Source organism: Chryseobacterium sp. Marseille-Q3244, from assembly GCF_940807095.1.
GTDB lineage: Bacteria > Bacteroidota > Bacteroidia > Flavobacteriales > Weeksellaceae > Chryseobacterium.
In genome coordinates, this window is record NZ_CALNWX010000006.1 from 21,447 (window position 1) to 40,336 (window position 18,890).

The window sequence follows — 18,890 nt, forward strand, 5'->3', positions numbered from 1 at the left end:
TAATAATCCTTAAGACAATGACAAAAGACCAAAAAGTTGTAGCAATACAAGAGATCAAAGATTTGCTTCAGGATGCAAAAGTAGTATACGTAGCAGATTTAGACGGTTTGAACGCTGGTAAATCTTCTGACTTCAGAAGACAAGCTTTCAAGCAAAATATCAAAGTAAAAGTTGTAAAAAATACACTTTTACAGAAAGCAATGGAACAAATCGAAGGAGTAGATTACTCTGAAATGTTCCCTACTTTCAAAGGTAACTCAGCGTTGATGATTGCTGATACAGCAAACGCTCCTGCTAAGTTAATCCAAGGATTCAGAAAGAAAGAAGAGAAGCCAGCTTTAAAGTCTGCTTTTGTTCAAGAAACTTTCTACTTAGGTGACAACAACCTAGACATGTTGGCTAACATCAAGTCTAGAGAAGAAATGATCGGTGAAATCATCGGATTACTTCAGTCTCCAATCCAGAGAGTTGTTTCTGCTCTTCAAAACAAACCTGAAACTGTAGAAGCTAAAGCTGAAGAAGCTGCTCCTGTAGTTGAAGAAACTCCTACTGCTGAAGCTCCAGAAGCTGCTGCAGAAAGCACTGAAGAAACAAGTGCTGAATAATTATACTCAAAAAATTAAATAAATAATCAACAAAAACATTACAACAATGTCAGATTTAAAAAATTTAGCTGAAACGCTAGTAAACCTAACTGTAAAAGACGTAAACGAATTAGCTACTATCCTTAAGGATGAGTACGGAATTGAGCCAGCTGCTGCTGCTGTAGTAGTTGCTGCAGGTGGAGCAGGTGATGCTGCTGAAGAAAAGACTGAATTCGACGTAATTCTTAAGTCTGCAGGTGCATCTAAATTAGCTATCGTTAAATTAGTAAAAGATTTAACTGGTGCTGGTCTTAAAGAAGCTAAAGATATCGTAGACGGTGCTCCTTCTGCAATCAAAGAAGGTGTTTCTAAAGACGAAGCTGAAGCTCTTAAGAAGCAATTAGAAGAAGCTGGTGCTGAAGTAGAATTGAAATAATTTCAATTTTATTATAAATATAAGAAGCCTGAGCAATTTGCTCAGGCTTTTGTTGTAATATGCTCCATAAATTCTACATTTTATTCCTAAGTGTATTTGAATATTTTTACAGGGTATTTTATTATATTTTATTATAGTTGATGATTTACTAATAATTAACATAATATTTTGTCTTAATTTTATGTATTGTTCTTTTTAGTGTATTTTTATCGTTAAAATGTTATTTTATTTGAAAAAGTATTATATTTGTACTAATAAAAAACACAACAACTTGGATAGAAATTATATTCTTTCCTATGGTCAAATAGCATTTCTTCTGCTCCTGTTGACTATAGGAAAATTAAACGCAAGAATCATATCTGCTACAATGGGTATGTCTGAGTTGCTGCACTGTACAGATAAAAAAGATACTGAACTTTATCCACACTTATATGATGCTTTTTCACAGGAGCCTTTGAGTTCTGTGAAATGCAGACCTCTTCATGTAAAGATCAATGCTGATTCTCAACCTATATTTTTAGAACACTCTTTACAAAGTAATCTTCCAATGGTCAATGACCGGAATTTTTTTCTTTTACCTATAAAGAATTTAAAGTCCATTTCTGTTGAGTATAAATGGAGAATATTTAATGCTGCTGTTCACACAGAAGGATTAAGTATAGTAGAACACATAAAGAACTTTTATATTAACTCTGTCAAACTGATTGATGGTTTTAAGTTTATCATTAAAATCCCGGATAAACTGAATACCGACCTTTAAATAATATTTCTCACTTTTTCAGATTCCTGATGGTCTTTTCACTCGTTTCATTTACATATTTAATTGAAACCGGTTATTGGATTGGCCTTTCTATAAAATAAGCACAAAAAACAACAAATATAAACTAAGAATGAAAAACAAATTATTCACTCTAGCACTTTTATCTGTCGGATTTTCCATATCTGCACAGGTTGGGATTAACATCGACCAGCCTCAGGCTAGTCTTGATGTGGTGGGCTTTCCATCAAATACTAATAAACTTGATGGAGTTATTGCTCCAAGACTTACAGGAGTACAGCTGAAAGCTAAAAATTATACGGCTGCTCAAACCGGAGCAATAGTATATGTAACTTCTGCCGAAACAGCTCCTACCGGGCAAACTGTAAATGTCATAGCTCCAGGTTACTATTGTTTTGACGGAACAAAATGGGGAAATTTAAATGGAGACTGGCGTACTGTAGGTAACGGTGGTACAGTAGCAACTTCCTCAACGTTAGGAACAGATATTTCTACCGGAAATTATTTGGGAACAAGTGATGGACAGAATCTTGTATTGGCCACTCAAAAAAATGTCAAAGCAATACTTGATATAAACGGAACATTGCAAGGAGGCAACTCTAATGATGCAACAGGCTCCTATGCCGCTTTTTCCTGGGGATCAAATAATACAACCAATTCAACATCTTCCAATGTTGCTATCGGAAGAAATAATACAGCTACTGCAATCAATGCTAATTTTCCAGCAGTAGCTATCGGGGCCAATAACTCGGCTACCAGTGGTGCAAAAATTATTGGGAATTCCAATACGGCAACTGGGGCCAATCATTTTGTATTTGGAAATTCGAACACAGTGAGTGGAGCAACAGGACTTACGCTAGGGAATCTACATAACAACAAAGGTGGAATTGCTATAGGTAGCGGAAATACAGTAGATCCCAATAGCTTTGCTGTGGGCTCAGCAAGTTCGGCCGTAGGAGGCAAAGCATTTGTAGTAGGGTTTTCCGGAACTGCTAATTCAGGACAAACAGTATATACAAACGGAACGCAGGTCTTTTTTAATGAGAACAACGCAGCAACTACTGATGTAGGAATCAACATGATTCCCAGTTCGGTAAACTTTGCAGATCTGGAAGTGAGTAAAGCAATACAAATTAAAGCAAATACGAGACCCACCTGTGATGCCTCCAATGCTGGAACTATTATATACGAAGTATCATTATCAGTAGGGAGCTTTGTTGGATGTAAGCAGACCGGTGCCAGTGTTTTTACATGGCAGACCCTTTAATAGAGAAAAACACAAACTTTATAAAACAATACAAAATGACCAAAAAATTATTCGAGAAACTAGCTGCAATGCTTATGACATTGATGATGTCTGCGGTAGTATTTGCACAGCAAGGGTATGAACCGATCCGTGGAATGGGAGTGGAAGCAAAACCGGTAAACAATTCCGGGATTTGTTTGGCATGTTACAACGGAAGCATGAATCCGGTGGTGGATGCCAGCCTGGACAATAGTGTGAGTATGGGGAACTTCGCTTCTTTAATAAGTGGAAACGGAATCTCTGTAAAAAATAAGAATACCACTTATCCGGCAGGATATATTACCGGATTTAATGTGGATCTTGGAACAAGCTTTATTACAATTGATCTTTTAAGTTCATTAAGAATTAGTACATATAAAAATGGAGTTCTTCAGGAAACCACAACAAGCAGTACGCTTTTATCAGTGCCTGCATTTGGTGGAAGCAAAAACAGAATATTCTTGCATTTTAAGACTTCTAAGGAATTTGATGAAGTGAGATTGTATCAAACCAATGTTCTTTCCGTATTCAGTGCAATGAACGTGTATTATGCATTTGCATTCGATCCTGCCAGAGTACCGGTAGATAACAATGGGATTTGTGATGATATCATTGCAGGAAGTGGTGTGGATGGTAATGTGTCCGGAAGCAGCAGTTTTCTTGCTCCGCTTTCTTACGTTCAGAATAAAGAGAATATCGGTGATGGAAATAAAAACTCCTTCGGGAAAATAGTTCTTCCTATAGGATTATTAGGATCTTATTCGGTAGGAGTATTAGATAAAAATCAAGTATATCCTGCAGGGAACAGAACTGGGTTTGTAATTGAGCCTGACGATCAGGGGAAATTGTTAAGTGCTGAGTTTTTAAAGAATATTACGATTGAAACTTACTTATTTGGACAGCTGCAAGATTCTAAACAACTTTCAGACGGTGGAGGATTGATTAATATTAAAGTTTTTGGATATGGTTCAGGGAAACAAAAAATAACTTTAACAACCACTAAGCCTTTCAATGAAGTAAGATTGAAGATTACCCAGACGGTAGGATTTAACCTGGGAGCACTTAAAGTGTATTATGCTTTTGAAGAGCCGGTCTCTTGTGAATGTGATGATAAAATTCAGACCAGCGGTTCAGCGGTACCTGGAAATTTAGTAACAGGATCAAGCTGGACATCAGGACCTGGATTTCTTGGTCTTATTTTAGCTAAAATGACAAATCCGGAAGCCATTGTAGATAATAATCCATCCAATTACGCAACGGCAACTGTTCCGGCTGCCTCTATCTTCAGTATTTTCTCCGCATTTGCTACCGTAAGCAGTAATAGTATGCTTCCTGCTAATACGATGGCGGGGTTTACTGTGGAAAAAGCAGGAAATCTTCTTGGGGTAAGCGTTCTTGAAAATATTAGTGTAACATTGTATAATGGAAACTCTGTAACAGATACTTTTACCAGCTCAGGAAGTCTTATCAGCGGAAATTTCTTTACAACAAACTCCAATAAATTTTATGTAGGAGGAAAGGCTACGAAACCTTTTAACAGAATGAAAATTACCTTCAATAGTGGTACTGCTGTTCGTATTCCTCAAAACTATTACATCTATAACGCATTTGCCAGCAAAGATGATGATAATGATGGGGTTCCAAACTGTTTCGATCGTTGCCCTGGAGGAGATGACAGTATTGATAATAACGGTAATGGTATTCCGGATTGTGCAGAAGGATGTACAGTGGTGAATGATAAATCGCCTACATTGGATACGGATGGAGACGGAATTGTAGATGCGTGTGATTTTGATTCTGATAATGATGGTATTCCAGATTCTATGGAAGACTTTGATAAAAATGGAAAATTTGAAGACGATGACTTGGAAGGAGATCTCTTAATTACTCCTATATTGGGCGATTCTATTCCAAATTACCGTGATTTGGACTCTGATAACGATGGAATTTTAGATCTTTTTGAATCAGGTATTCCGGTTTCAGTGATTAACCAGATCGATGCAGACCATAATGGTATTATTGATAGTGGTGTTCAAGTAGGTAAAAACGGGTTAGCAGATATCTTGGAAACGTATCCTGATTCCGGTACTTTAAAATATCCGATTAGAAATACCGATGGGGATAATCTTCCTGACTTCCTTGATATCACTTCTAACGGTTCAGACTTTGATCTGTATCAAATAGGCAAGGGAAATCTTGATACATTAGGTGGAGGATTTATTTCTACAATCAATGATAGTGATAAAGATGGTATTCAGGCAGTAGTAGATACTGATCTTGTGAAAAGAGGAGCTCCGAATTCTCCACTTTCACCGTATGCTTCATTGCTTAAAAATGGATTGAATAATTCTGCAAAAATGGGGGGAACTTCAGAAATAAGAGAGGCAGCAAATGATGTGAAAATCTATCCTAATCCTATCAAAGCTGGAGAAAATCTTATGATTACAGCAGCTGAGGAAGGAACTTATACATTATTCTCTGCAGAAGGAAAGGCTGTGAAGTCTGGTAAATTCTCAGCACGTACAGGTGTTGATACTGGTTCATTGCCTACGGGAATTTATATCATTAACATAGAAACCAAATCAACGATAAAATCTTATAAGGTAATCGTGAAATAATCATAAGAAAGATGTAAAGTACTCTCTTACAACTGAATATAAAGATTGAGTAATAGAGAAACAGAAGAGTCTGAATAAAATTCAGACTCTTTTTTTGATGTAGAATATATCATCTTATAATGAATATTAACACTTAAAATTATTTTAATTATTGCTTTTTTTGTAATGTTGCCGTTGTTAATAAATTATTATGAAAAACACACAATTAGTAAAAACAATTATTTTGTTCTTTATGGTATCTGGCTACTGTACAGTCAGGGCTCAGTATAATCCTAATCAGGACTTAGATGGTGATGGGATTATTAACTCTGTTGATTTGGATGACGATAATGATGGTATTCCTGATCTTCTTGAAAGTCCCCCGTCTAATACTGTTGTTAACGGCTCTTTTACCAGTGTTTCTGCTCCGTGGGTGCTGGCATCAAGCTGGGTATATAACAGTGCTGGGGGAAATGTGAGTATTACTGATAATAATGTTTCTAATATAGATTTGAAGCAGACTATCAATAATCTTAACCGGACAGATGGAATTGTTGCGCTGACCATGACATTAGGGGCACAGGACGGTAGTAATGCAGCAGGCTCCACAGGAACTCTGCAGATTCTTCTGAATAACACTCTGTATGCAACAATAAATAACGGTACCACAAGAAATACCACTACTAATAATGTTACAATAACATTGGCAAATGGTGCAACATCTAATTTTGTGGCTTTTACAACAGCTAATAATACCGGGTATACCACGCGTACTTTTACGATTAATATTCCGTACAGTTCTCCGGGAACAGCTGATCTGATTTTCAGGGCTACGTTGGCTTTAGATGACTGGCAGCTTGATGATGTATCTATTCCTGCTTATATCTTAGATACAGACGGTGATGGAATTCCTAATTATCAAGACCTGGACTCAGACAATGATGGCTGTTTTGATTCTATTGAGGGAGACGAAAACGTAAAACTTTCTCAAATTAATTCATCGGGAGTTATACTAGGGGCAGTAGATGCTCAGGGAGTACCACAGCTTGTCAATGCAGGCGGGGCAGCTGATATAGGTGGTGATCAGGGACAAGGAATAGGTTCTTCTCAAGATGCAGCGGTGAATGCTTGTCTTTGTTATAAACCATCAGTAACATCCGGGACTGCTCTGAATACAAATCAGGGAATTACCGCTTTGAATAGAGCTGGTACAAATGGTGGTAACTGGCCAATGGTGAGAAAAGGAGGATGGATAGCACTTGAAGCTAAAACAAAAGGTTTTGTACCGAACAGACTTACTACAGCGCAAATTTCAGCAATTCCTGCTGCCAATCTTGTGGAGGGGATGATGGTATACAATGTTACTTCAGATTGTCTTCAAATAAATATTGATGGTACCCCCGCAGGATGGAAATGTTTTAATACACAAACATGTGTAGATGTTAACTAATAAATTTAAAATAATGAAAAATATAATATTAATTGGGTTCCTTTTATTTTCTTTATCCACAAGTGCGCAGGTAGCTATTGGTAAAACCTCTGTAGCTTCTCCATCTGTATCTCTTGATTTTGGAGCAGGTAACAGAGGGGTTATTTTACCTTGGGTTACAAATGTAGCCTCTGTCACGGGAGCTGTTAACGGAACAATGACATATGATCTCGCAGATAAAAAAGTAAAGGTGAAATATGCATCAGGATGGAAAGATCTTTCCGTAAATACATCAGGAACTACTGTTGATCCCCTTACAAGCATTGACGGGGCTGTTATTCAGAATTCTGCAACCGAAAGTTCTACTGCCAAAGTTGCTATTGGAACATTGACATCGACTGTTGGAGTATTGGTTTTAGAAGACACCAACAAGGCTATGGTTCTCCCTAAAGTTGCCAATCCCCAGCTTACCATTGTCAATCCTGCACCAGGTATGATGGTTTACGATACGGTAACTAAGCTCTTGGCAGTCTTCAATGGAAATGTCTGGACTTTCTGGAAACAATAACACATCCTAAAAAGATTATATAAATATTTAACCACTTCAAAATGAAGTGGTTTTTATTTGTTATTATGAATGATTTTTTGTATCTTTGCCCCTCTTTTGGCGCGAAAAATTGTTTGTAAATTTATAAAATACTGAAAATCAACTCTTTCATTGTGTAGAACATGAAAGGGATTTCGTGTTTATAAATATTGCGGTAATACCGTCTCAAAAGTAAGAAAAATATTTTGCATTACGCTGTGAAAAGATATACCAGTGTTGCAGTTAGGATCAGATCAAAGACTTAAAGAGCATAGAATGAAGAATAAAGGCCGATAATTGCGCCAAAATTTTCTTTACTTTTTCTTTTTTTTATTGCCTTTTACCCTTTTTCTGTCCTGATATTTTTAAATGAATCAAAATATTTTTTAACCCTTTCTTAAAAGTTTTATGAGTAAAACAAAATCAACAACTCAAGGAAATCCGAGAATTAATTTCTCATCAGCGAAAGGAAAAATTGTAACTCCAGACTTCTTGGATATCCAAATCGAGTCTTTCAGAGAATTTTTCCAGCTTGATACACTTCCTGAAGCCAGAAAGACAGAAGCTCTTTACAAGACTTTCCAAGAGAATTTCCCAATTACGGATTCAAGAAACCAATTCGTATTAGAATTCCTAGACTATCTGGTAGATTCTCCACGTTATTCAATCGATGAGTGTGTGGAAAGAGGACTTACTTATTCAGTTCCTCTAAAAGCAAGACTTAAACTGTACTGTACTGACCCGGAACACGAAGATTTCCAAACAGTGGTTCAGGATGTATATTTAGGTCCGGTTCCTTACATGACTCCTTCTGGTTCATTCATTATCAATGGAGCAGAGCGTGTAATCGTAACTCAGTTACACAGATCTCCGGGTGTATTCTTCGGACAAACTTACCACGCTAACGGAACCAAACTTTACTATTCAAGAATTATTCCTTTCAAAGGATCTTGGATGGAATTTACAACAGATATCAACAGCGTAATGTACGCATATATCGACCGTAAGAAAAAGTTACCATTAACAACTTTATTAAGAGCTATCGGTTACGAATCTGATAAGGATATCCTTCAGATCTTCGACCTTGCTGAAGAGGTGAAAGTTTCTAAAGCTGCCCTTAAAAAAGTAGAAGGGAGAACATTGGCTGCGAGAGTATTGAACACATGGTTCGAAGATTTCGTAGACGAAGATACAGGTGAAGTAGTTTCTATCGAAAGAAACGAAATCATCTTAGATAGAGAGACTATCCTTGAAAAAGAACACTTAGATCTTATCTTGGATGCTGGGGTGAAATCTATCCTGATTCACAAAGAAAACAGCAATGAATTCTCTATCATCCAGAATACATTACAAAAAGACCCTACGAACTCTGAGAAAGAAGCAGTAGAGTACATCTATCGTCAGTTAAGAAACGCAGATCCACCAGATGAGGAAACTGCAAGAGGAATCATTGAAAAATTATTCTTCTCTGAGCAGAGATATTCATTAGGTGAAGTAGGACGTTACAGACTAAACAAAAAATTAGGTCTTAATATCCCAACTACAACTGAGGTTCTTACAAAAGAAGATATCATTGCAATCGTAAGACACTTGATCGAGCTTGTGAACTCTAAAGCTGAGGTTGATGATATCGACCACTTATCAAACAGAAGGATTAAAACTGTTGGTGAGCAATTAGCAGGACAGTTCGGAGTAGGTCTTTCAAGAATTGCAAGAACAATCAAGGAGAGAATGAACGTTAGAGATAACGAAATCTTTACTCCACTTGACCTTGTTAATGCTAAGACTTTAACCTCTGTAATTAACTCATTCTTCGGTACCAACCAGCTATCTCAGTTCATGGACCAAACCAACCCTCTATCAGAGATCACTCACAAGAGAAGATTATCTGCACTAGGGCCTGGTGGTTTATCAAGAGAAAGAGCAGGTTTCGAGGTTCGTGACGTTCACCATACTCACTACGGAAGAATTTGTCCGATTGAAACTCCGGAAGGACCAAACATCGGTTTGATTTCATCTTTAGGTATTTATGCAAAAATCAACAACCTTGGTTTCATCGAAACTCCATATAGAAAAGTAGAAGATGGTAAGATTAATCTTAACGCAGATCCTATTTACCTAAATGCAGAAGACGAAGAAGACAAAGTAATTGCTCAGGCAAACGTTGAATTAAGTGATAATGGTGATTTCTTAACAGACAGAATTATTGCAAGATTAGATGGTGACTACCCGGTAGTTGAACCAGCTCAGGTTAACCTTATCGACGTTGCACCTAACCAGATTTCTGGTATTTCCGCTTCATTAATTCCATTCTTGGAGCATGATGATGCGAACCGTGCATTGATGGGATCTAACATGATGCGTCAGGCCGTTCCTCTATTGAAGCCACAGGCTCCAGTTGTAGGTACAGGGCTTGAGCAACAAGTTGCAAGAGACTCTAGAATCTTAATTAACGCTGAAGGTACAGGTACTGTAGAGTACGTAGATGCTGACAGAATCGTTATTAAATATGAAAGAAGCGAAGACGAAGATTTAGTACAATTCGAGTCTGCTACTAAAACATATAAACTTACTAAGTTTAGAAAAACTAACCAGAGTACAACGATTACCCTAAGACCAAACGTAAGAGTAGGTGATGTAGTGGAAAAAGGACAAGTACTTTGCGACGGTTATGCTACTGAAAAAGGAGAATTAGCTCTTGGTAGAAACTTAGTGGTAGCGTTCATGCCTTGGAAAGGGTATAACTTCGAGGATGCGATCGTAATCAACGAGAAAGTTGTACGTGAAGACTGGTTTACTTCAATCCACGTAGATGAATATTCACTGGAAGTTCGTGATACTAAATTAGGTATGGAAGAACTTACGGCTGATATTCCAAACGTATCTGAAGAAGCTACTAAAGACCTTGATGAGAACGGTATGATCAGAATCGGTGCTGAAGTGAAGCCTGGAGATATCATGATTGGTAAAATTACTCCAAAAGGTGAATCTGACCCGACTCCTGAAGAAAAACTTCTTAGAGCAATCTTCGGTGATAAAGCTGGTGATGTAAAAGATGCATCATTAAAAGCTGACTCTTCATTAAGAGGAGTTGTTATCAACAAGAAATTGTTCTCTAGAAACATTAAAGACAAAAAGAAAAGAACTGAAGAAAAACTTAAACTTGAAGAGATTGAAAACACTTACAAGGCTAAGTTTGACGAGTTGAGAAACACTTTAATTGAAAAATTAAATACACTGGTAAGCGGTAAAACCTCTCAAGGGGTACAAAATGACCTTGATGAAGAGATTATCGGTAAAGGGGTGAAGTTTACTCACAAGTTATTAACTTCAGTTGAAGATTATGTAAATGTTAGCGGTTCAGACTGGACAGTAGACGCAGACAAGAATGAATTGATCAAACAATTGATTCACAATTACAAAATCAAATATAACGACATCCAAGGGGTTAAAAACCGTGAGAAATTTGCAATTTCAATCGGAGATGAGCTTCCAGCAGGGATCATGAAGTTAGCTAAAGTTTACATCGCTAAGAAACGTAAACTGAATGTAGGGGATAAGATGGCAGGACGTCACGGTAACAAAGGTATCGTATCAAGAATCGTTCGTGAAGAAGATATGCCATTCCTGGAAGACGGAACACCAGTAGATATCGTATTGAATCCACTAGGGGTACCTTCTCGTATGAACATCGGACAGATTTATGAAACAGTTCTTGGATGGGCTGGTCAGAAGTTAGGTATGAAGTTCGCTACGCCAATCTTTGATGGAGCTAGTCTTGATCAGATTACTGAGTATACTGAGAAAGCAGGTCTTCCTAAATTCGGTCACACTCACCTTTATGATGGTGGTACCGGAGAAAGATTTACACAGGCAGCTACCGTGGGTGTTATCTACATGCTGAAACTAGGACACATGGTTGATGATAAGATGCACGCACGTTCTATTGGTCCTTACTCATTGATTACTCAGCAGCCGTTAGGAGGTAAAGCTCAGTTCGGTGGTCAGAGATTCGGAGAGATGGAGGTTTGGGCACTTGAAGCATTCGGTGCATCTAACATCTTGAGAGAGATCTTGACAGTGAAGTCGGATGACGTGATTGGTAGAGCAAAAACTTATGAAGCAATTGCAAAAGGTGAATCTATGCCTGAACCAGGTATTCCAGAATCATTCAACGTATTACTTCACGAGTTACAAGGTCTTGGATTAGACGTAAGATTGGAGGAGTAAGATATCAGATGTCAGACACAAGATGTCAGACTATGACACTCTAAGAATTTTATAATCCTTGAATTTGGAATGATGATTTCCTCTGAAATCTGAAATCTGAAATCTAAAATCTAAAAAAAATTATGTCAAATAAAAATAAATCAAGTAGATTTAATAAAATAACCATCGGTTTAGCTTCACCGGAGTCTATTTTACAAGACTCAAGAGGGGAGGTTTTAAAGCCGGAAACTATTAACTACAGAACTCACAAGCCTGAAAGAGACGGGCTATTCTGTGAGAAAATCTTTGGTCCTGTAAAGGATTACGAATGTGCTTGTGGTAAATACAAGAGAATTCGTTACAAAGGGATCGTTTGTGACCGTTGTGGAGTAGAAGTTACTGAGAAAAAAGTAAGAAGAGAGAGAATCGGGCACATCAACCTTGTAGTTCCAATTGCACACATTTGGTATTTCCGTTCATTACCAAACAAAATCGGATACCTTCTTGGAATTCCTTCTAAGAAATTAGATATGATCATCTACTACGAAAGATATGTAGTGATTCAGCAAGGTATTGCTAAGAAATTAGACGGTTCTGATTTTGAGAACATGGAATTCCTTACAGAAGAAGAGTATCTTGATATCATGGAAACTCTTCCTGTAGAAAACCAATATCTTGACGATTCTGATCCAAACAAATTCATCGCTAAAATGGGTGCTGAAGCTGTTGAGGAATTATTAAAAAGAATTGATCTTGATGCATTGTCTTTCGACTTGAGACATAAAGCTCACAATGAAGGATCTAAGCAAAGAAGAACTGAAGCTCTTAAGAGATTGAACGTTGTAGAAGCATTAAGAGGTGCTAATACAAGAATGATCAACAGACCAGAGTGGATGATTATGCGTGTGCTTCCTGTTATCCCACCAGAACTAAGACCATTGGTTCCATTGGATGGAGGACGTTTCGCAACTTCTGACTTAAATGACCTTTATAGAAGAGTTATCATCAGAAATAACCGTTTGAAGAGATTATTGGAGATCAAAGCTCCTGAAGTAATCTTGAGAAACGAGAAGCGTATGCTTCAGGAATCAGTAGATTCATTATTCGATAACACAAGAAAATCGTCAGCTGTAAAATCTGAATCAAACAGACCATTGAAATCACTTTCTGATTCATTGAAAGGTAAGCAAGGTCGTTTCCGTCAGAACTTACTAGGGAAAAGGGTAGACTACTCTGCGCGTTCGGTAATTGTTGTAGGTCCAAACTTACAGCTTCACGAATGTGGTATTCCTAAAGATATGGCAGCTGAACTTTACAAACCATTCATCATTAGAAAACTAATCGAGAGAGGAATTGTAAAAACAGTAAAATCTGCGAAGAGAATTATCGATAGAAAAGAACCAGTAGTTTATGATATCCTTGAAAACGTGATGAAAGGTCACCCGGTACTATTGAACAGGGCACCTACGCTTCACAGATTGGGTATTCAGGCTTTCCAACCTAAGATGATCGAAGGTAAAGCTATCCAACTACACCCGTTAGTAACTACGGCCTTCAATGCCGATTTCGATGGTGACCAGATGGCGGTACACTTACCGTTAGGACCAGAAGCGATCCTTGAAGCTCAGTTATTGATGTTAGGTTCTCAGAACATCTTGAACCCTGCAAACGGTTCTCCAATTACAGTACCTTCTCAGGACATGGTTCTTGGTCTTTATTTCATGACTAAAGAATTAAGCTCTACAGAAGATATGAAAGTAAAAGGAGAAGGTCTTGCTTTCTATTCTCCTGAAGAAGCGGAAATCGCTTATGCAGAAGGTAGAGTTTCATTAAATGCTAAGGTAAGATGTAGACTACCAGTTAAAGAAGATGGTGTAATCGTAACAAGATTGATCGAAACTTCTGTAGGTAGAATCTTATTCAACCAAATTGTACCTAAGCAGGTAGGATATATCAATGAACTTTTGACTAAGAAATCATTGAGAAACGTTATCGGTAAGATCCTTGCTGATACAGATTTCCCTACTACAGTGAAGTTCTTGGATGCAATGAAAGATCTAGGATATTCAAATGCATTCAAAGGAGGTCTGTCGTTCTCTCTAGGAGATATCGTAGTACCTGTGGAGAAAAAGCAGATGATTGCTACTTCAATTGAAACTGTAGACGAAATTAGAGCTAACTATAACATGGGTCTAATTACTGATACAGAACGTTATAACCAGGTAATCGACGTTTGGACTAATACCAACGCTGGATTAACTGAAATGATCATGAGCAGAATGAAAACTGACCAAGGTGGTTTCAACTCTGTATATATGATGCTTGACTCTGGGGCGAGGGGTTCTAAGGAACAGATCCGTCAGTTATCAGGGATGAGAGGTTTGATGGCGAAACCGCAAAAAGCTGGTTCTACCGGTGCGGAGATCATCGAAAACCCGATCCTTGCTAACTTTAAGGAAGGTCTTTCCATCTTGGAATACTTTATCTCTACCCACGGTGCTCGTAAGGGTCTTGCGGATACCGCACTTAAGACTGCCGATGCGGGTTACTTAACGAGAAGACTAGTAGACGTTGCACAGGACGTTATCGTTACAGAAGACGACTGTGGAACTTTAAGAGGTACAGAAGTTACTGCATTGAAGAAAAATGATGAGATCGTTGAAAGAATCTCTGAAAGAATCTTAGGTAGAGTATCTCTTCATAATATTTATGACCCTGAGTCTGATGAGCTAATTGCTAGTGCAGATCAGGTAATCATTGAAGAATTAGCTAAGAGAATTGAAGAAGCAGGTTTAGAAGCTGTTGAAGTACGTTCTCCACTTACTTGTGAAGCTAAAAAAGGTATCTGTGCGAAATGTTACGGTAGAAACTTAGCAACAGGTAAAGTAATTCACATGGGTGAAGCGGTAGGTGTAATTGCAGCACAGTCAATTGGGGAACCAGGTACTCAGCTTACGTTGAGAACCTTCCACCAAGGGGGTACTGCAGGTAACGTATCAGAAAACCCATCTATTGTTGCAAGAAGAGATGGTATCGTAGAAATGGACGAAGTAAGAACAATTACTTCTGAAGATGAAAACGGTAATACAGCTGAGGTTGTAGTTTCTCGTTCAACAGAATTCAGATTAGTTGCTGATAATGAGTCTAGAACTCCATTAATGGTAGCTAACGTACCTTACGGATCTATATTATCTGTTAAACCAGGTGATAAAGTGAAGAAAGGTGATATGATCTGTAGATGGGATCCGTATAACGCGGTTATCATTGCTGAAACTTCAGGTAAGGTAGAATACGAGGATATCATCCAGGGTATTTCATTCCAACTTGAAATTGACGAACAGACAGGATTCGAAGAGAAAGTAATCTCTGAATCTAGAAATAAGAAAGCCGTACCTACCCTGAAGGTGGTAGACTCTAAAGGTGTTGAGCAAAAAGCTTACAACTTACCGGTAGGAGCCCACTTAATGGTAAACGATGGTGAAAAAATTAAGGCTGGTAAAGTCTTAATCAAGATCCCAAGAAAATCTGCAAAAGCAGGGGATATCACCGGAGGTCTTCCGAGAGTTACCGAATTATTCGAAGCAAGAAACCCTTCAAACCCAGCGGTTGTTACTGAAATCGACGGGGTAGTTTCTTACGGAAAAATTAAGAGAGGTAACCGAGAATTGATCGTTGAAGCTAAAACTGGAGAAAGAAAAATTTACTTAGTTAAATTATCTAACCAGATCTTAGTACAGGAGAATGACTTCGTGAGAGCTGGTTCGCCACTTTCTGACGGTTCAATCACTCCAGACGATATCTTAAGAATTAAAGGTCCAACAGCTGTTCAGGAATACTTAGTAAATGAGATTCAGGAAGTTTACCGTCTACAGGGGGTAAAAATCGACGACAAGCACTTCGAAATCATCGTAAGACAGATGATGACAAAAGTATCTATCGTAGATGGAGGTGATACTCAATTCCTGGAAGGAGCTCTTGAGCACAAGTATGACTTCTTGGAAGAAAACAACAGAGTATTCGGTCTTAAAGTAGTAGTTGATGCTGGTGATTCTAAAGAATTCCAACCAGGTCAGATGATTACTGCAAGAGAATTGAGAGATGAGAACTCTAAGTTGAGACGTGAAGATCAAAGTTTAGTAGAAGTAAGAGAAGCTCTTCCTGCTACGGCAACTCCTGTACTACAAGGTATTACAAGAGCAGCACTTCAAACGAAATCGTTCATGTCTGCAGCATCGTTCCAGGAAACAACTAAAGTACTTAACGAAGCGGCAGTTGCTGGTAAGATAGATGATCTTAACGGTCTTAAAGAAAATGTAATTGTAGGACACAGAATTCCTGCAGGTACAGGTCTTAAAGAGTATCAGAATGTTATTGTAGGTTCTAAGAAAGAATTCGAAGACCTTAACTAAAATTAATGATTTGAAATTTGGGATTTGAAATTATTTTTATATTTTCACAATCTCAAATTTCGAATTTTAAAAACATAATTTATAACAATGGACAACAATCAAAATCCACAAGACGGAAACATCAACATCGAATTAAACGAAATGGTAGCTGCTGGTATCTATGCTAACTTAGCTTTAGTAAACCACTCTCCATCTGAATTTGTAGTAGACTTTATTCAGTTGATGCCAGGTGTTCAGCAAGCTAAAGTAAGATCAAGAGTAATTCTTGCTCCACTTCACGCTAAAAGAGTATTAAGCGCTCTTCAACAGAACATTGCTAACTACGAGCAGCAGTTTGGAGAAATCAAAGAAGTTGAGCCTTTCGTATTAGGAGGAAACAACGTACAAGCTTAAGATTTTTCTTACAATAAAATAAGAATACCCTGGTTTTTGCCAGGGTATTTTTTTTGTTACATATTATTAATACTGTGAATTATTTCATAGTAAAATATTTATGTTATTAGCCTTTTTCGTGTTGTTTGTTTATTGATAATCGTAAAATTTTATTTTAATGATGGATTAATTGCCCTATTTTTTATATTTGTTATAAAATATTGACAGAAAAGGATATGAGCAATCAATTTATTATTCAAAAATTCGGTTTTTTGGGAAATGACTTTGTGGATGAGCTTCAGAGGCATGCTATTGTAACAGAAATAAAGTCTAAAACCGAAATAGTAAGAGAGGGACAAAAAAATAAATATGTACCCTTTTTAGTAAAAGGGTCTATCAAAGTTTTTACACTCAATGACGGAAGGGAGCTGATCTATTATTATATTAAAGAAAGTGATAGCTGTCTGATGACTTTCTCATCTATTTTTACAGACTACATAAGTAGGGTATACGCTGTAGCGGAAGAGGATTCTGAAGCATTATTAATTCCAGTTTCCATCATGCATAGTTGGCTGCTGAAATTTCCAGAGATTAACAAATTGTTTTATCATGAATATGACAGACGATTTTCCGAAGTCATGAATATGGTCAATGATGCCGTTTTTCACCGCCTGGATAAAAGAGTTCTTAATTATATCAAGCAACAAATTTCCATTACAGGAAACAATCCTATAAAAATTACACACAGAGAGATTGCTAATAATCTTGGAACTTCCAGGGAAGTTGTAAGCAGGGTTTTGAAAAAAATTGAAAGTGATGGAGATATTTTACAAACAAGAGAAGGAATAAAAGTCGCTGTAAATGAAAATGTTAGATTGTTCTAATTTATATTGTTATAAATGTTTTTAGCTTTGATTGATAAAAACTATGCCCTTGGTGACTTTTATCACATATATTTGAATTGATAACACGATAGATTTGTTATATCATAATTTAATACAAATTGTAGTATGACAAAAGCTCTCTTATTTTTGTCGATGCTTTCATCAGTCTTTGCTTTTGCACAGGAAGATCTGCTAAAAGATATCGATACTATCAAAACCAATACGGATACCTCACAACCTGCTTTTAAAGCCTTGCAGATTGTGACCGGGCAATCTACTAAACTTGCTGCCAAAAAAGAATGGTATATGGTGGTCGCACACCGGTTCGGGGATGTAAGTGCCGGATTTAAAGATTTTTTCGGGCTGGATAATGCCTCTACTAAATTGGGCGTTATTTATGGGCTTACAGATGGCATCTCCTTAAGCTTGTCCCGTGAAACCAATATGAAAACCTTTGAAGGAGCCATAAAGTATAGATTGGTAAGACAAAATGAGAACTTTCCGGTAGATATTGTAGGCTACCACGTAATGGGCGCCAATACAGCCCTTGATAAAGACACTTATCCATATCTTCGATTTAGTGATAGATTATCTTACCTTACACAAGCTTTGATTTCCAGAAGGTTTAGTGATAAACTTTCATTACAATTTACACCTTCATATGTACATAAAAATCTTTATGAGCCAACTATTGAAGATAAAAACCAATTTTTAGCAGGTTTGGGTGGACGTTATAAAATTTCAAAAAGAGTTTCTGTAAATGCAGAATATTTTGTGAATTTCGACAATCACAGTTTCTATAAGAATCCACTGTCTTTAGGGCTGGATATAGAAACCGGGGGACATATTTTCCAGCTTTTATTTACAAATTCCCAGATCAATTCAGATATCGGATATCTTACCAATGCATCCGGAAATTGGGGAAAAGGACACATTTTCTTTGGGTTTAACCTTTATAGAGTTTTTTAATATGAAAAAAGTAATATACCTGCTCGCTCTATCATTTGCAGCAATCACTATTGCCTGTGAAAGCAGAACCTATGAAGAAATTTCAGAAAATACACCCATCATATTGCCAGTGAAATATACAACAGATATAAAGCCGATTATGGATAACAACTGCATTGGCTGTCATTCTGCAGGAAGTTTTAAACCTTTAGTCACTTATGACCAGGTGAAAAATAATATAGACGGGATTTTAGACCGCATTCAAAGGGCAAATGGTGATCCGCTGAAAATGCCTAAAGGAGGTTCACTATCTGCAACTCAAATTAATATGTTCATCAAATGGAAATCTGATGGGTTAACTGAAAACTAAAAA

The 18,890-nt window shown here is 37.3% G+C and carries 13 protein-coding genes; all 13 read left to right on the forward strand.

What is annotated here, in order from left to right:
- Window positions 1–17: 17 nt before the first annotated feature.
- The 13 genes from rplJ to NBX25_RS12200 all read left to right on the forward strand — a co-directional run bounded on the left by rplJ (window position 18) and on the right by NBX25_RS12200 (window position 18,887).
- Window positions 18–605 carry a 50S ribosomal protein L10 gene (gene rplJ, locus NBX25_RS12140; RefSeq protein WP_250253794.1) on the forward strand — a complete coding sequence of 196 codons (588 nt, stop codon included), beginning with the start codon at window positions 18–20 and terminating at the stop codon, window positions 603–605.
- A gap of 46 nt (window positions 606–651) precedes the next feature.
- The gene (rplL, locus tag NBX25_RS12145; RefSeq protein ID WP_123909962.1) at window positions 652–1,020 is read left to right on the forward strand and encodes a 50S ribosomal protein L7/L12; all 369 of its coding nucleotides are present in this window, start codon (window positions 652–654) and stop codon (window positions 1,018–1,020) included.
- A gap of 271 nt (window positions 1,021–1,291) precedes the next feature.
- Window positions 1,292–1,780, forward strand: a complete 489-nt coding sequence (locus tag NBX25_RS12150; protein WP_250253795.1) for a hypothetical protein — start codon at window positions 1,292–1,294, stop codon at window positions 1,778–1,780.
- 130 nt (window positions 1,781–1,910) lie between these two features.
- Window positions 1,911–3,065 (forward strand): phage tail-like protein, encoded by a 1,155-nt coding sequence (locus NBX25_RS12155; protein ID WP_250253796.1) that lies wholly within the window; start codon window positions 1,911–1,913, stop codon window positions 3,063–3,065.
- Window positions 3,066–3,100: 35 nt separating this feature from the next.
- A complete protein-coding gene (locus tag NBX25_RS12160; protein ID WP_250253797.1) occupies window positions 3,101–5,701 on the forward strand; it encodes a T9SS type A sorting domain-containing protein in 2,601 nt (866 codons plus the stop codon).
- 190 nt (window positions 5,702–5,891) lie between these two features.
- Window positions 5,892–7,130: a phage tail-like protein gene (locus NBX25_RS12165; RefSeq protein ID WP_250253798.1), complete on the forward strand. Its 1,239-nt coding sequence runs from the start codon at window positions 5,892–5,894 to the stop codon at window positions 7,128–7,130.
- 13 nt (window positions 7,131–7,143) lie between these two features.
- Window positions 7,144–7,677, forward strand: a complete 534-nt coding sequence (locus tag NBX25_RS12170) for a phage tail-like protein (protein ID WP_250253799.1) — start codon at window positions 7,144–7,146, stop codon at window positions 7,675–7,677.
- Between the two features lie 426 nt (window positions 7,678–8,103).
- Entirely contained in the window at window positions 8,104–11,925 is a 3,822-nt protein-coding gene (gene rpoB / locus NBX25_RS12175) for a DNA-directed RNA polymerase subunit beta (protein ID WP_123909968.1), read from the forward strand.
- Between the two features lie 122 nt (window positions 11,926–12,047).
- A complete protein-coding gene (gene rpoC / locus NBX25_RS12180; RefSeq protein WP_123909969.1) occupies window positions 12,048–16,313 on the forward strand; it encodes a DNA-directed RNA polymerase subunit beta' in 4,266 nt (1,421 codons plus the stop codon).
- Between the two features lie 87 nt (window positions 16,314–16,400).
- Window positions 16,401–16,706, forward strand: a complete 306-nt coding sequence (locus NBX25_RS12185; RefSeq protein ID WP_027375539.1) for a DUF3467 domain-containing protein — start codon at window positions 16,401–16,403, stop codon at window positions 16,704–16,706.
- 215 nt (window positions 16,707–16,921) lie between these two features.
- Window positions 16,922–17,569: a Crp/Fnr family transcriptional regulator gene (locus NBX25_RS12190; protein WP_123909970.1), complete on the forward strand. Its 648-nt coding sequence runs from the start codon at window positions 16,922–16,924 to the stop codon at window positions 17,567–17,569.
- Window positions 17,570–17,695: 126 nt separating this feature from the next.
- Window positions 17,696–18,538 (forward strand): DUF5777 family beta-barrel protein, encoded by an 843-nt coding sequence (locus NBX25_RS12195; protein ID WP_250253800.1) that lies wholly within the window; start codon window positions 17,696–17,698, stop codon window positions 18,536–18,538.
- Window position 18,539: 1 nt separating this feature from the next.
- Window positions 18,540–18,887, forward strand: coding sequence for a hypothetical protein (locus tag NBX25_RS12200; protein ID WP_250253801.1), 348 nt, complete (start codon window positions 18,540–18,542; stop codon window positions 18,885–18,887).
- Window positions 18,888–18,890 lie beyond the last annotated feature (3 nt).

Bases quoted from the DNA above. Each gene is read 5' to 3' on its own strand.
- rplJ (WP_250253794.1), top strand. From the start codon at position 18: ATGACAAAAGACCAAAAAGTTGTAGCAATACAAGAGATCAAAGATTTG.
- NBX25_RS12200 (WP_250253801.1), top strand. From the start codon at position 18,540: ATGAAAAAAGTAATATACCTGCTCGCTCTATCATTTGCAGCAATCACT.
- NBX25_RS12190 (WP_123909970.1), top strand. From the start codon at position 16,922: ATGAGCAATCAATTTATTATTCAAAAATTCGGTTTTTTGGGAAATGAC.
- NBX25_RS12170 (WP_250253799.1), top strand. From the start codon at position 7,144: ATGAAAAATATAATATTAATTGGGTTCCTTTTATTTTCTTTATCCACA.
- rpoC (WP_123909969.1), top strand. From the start codon at position 12,048: ATGTCAAATAAAAATAAATCAAGTAGATTTAATAAAATAACCATCGGT.
- NBX25_RS12160 (WP_250253797.1), top strand. From the start codon at position 3,101: ATGACCAAAAAATTATTCGAGAAACTAGCTGCAATGCTTATGACATTG.
- rpoB (WP_123909968.1), top strand. From the start codon at position 8,104: ATGAGTAAAACAAAATCAACAACTCAAGGAAATCCGAGAATTAATTTC.
- NBX25_RS12185 (WP_027375539.1), top strand. From the start codon at position 16,401: ATGGACAACAATCAAAATCCACAAGACGGAAACATCAACATCGAATTA.
- NBX25_RS12195 (WP_250253800.1), top strand. From the start codon at position 17,696: ATGACAAAAGCTCTCTTATTTTTGTCGATGCTTTCATCAGTCTTTGCT.
- NBX25_RS12155 (WP_250253796.1), top strand. From the start codon at position 1,911: ATGAAAAACAAATTATTCACTCTAGCACTTTTATCTGTCGGATTTTCC.
- NBX25_RS12165 (WP_250253798.1), top strand. From the start codon at position 5,892: ATGAAAAACACACAATTAGTAAAAACAATTATTTTGTTCTTTATGGTA.
- rplL (WP_123909962.1), top strand. From the start codon at position 652: ATGTCAGATTTAAAAAATTTAGCTGAAACGCTAGTAAACCTAACTGTA.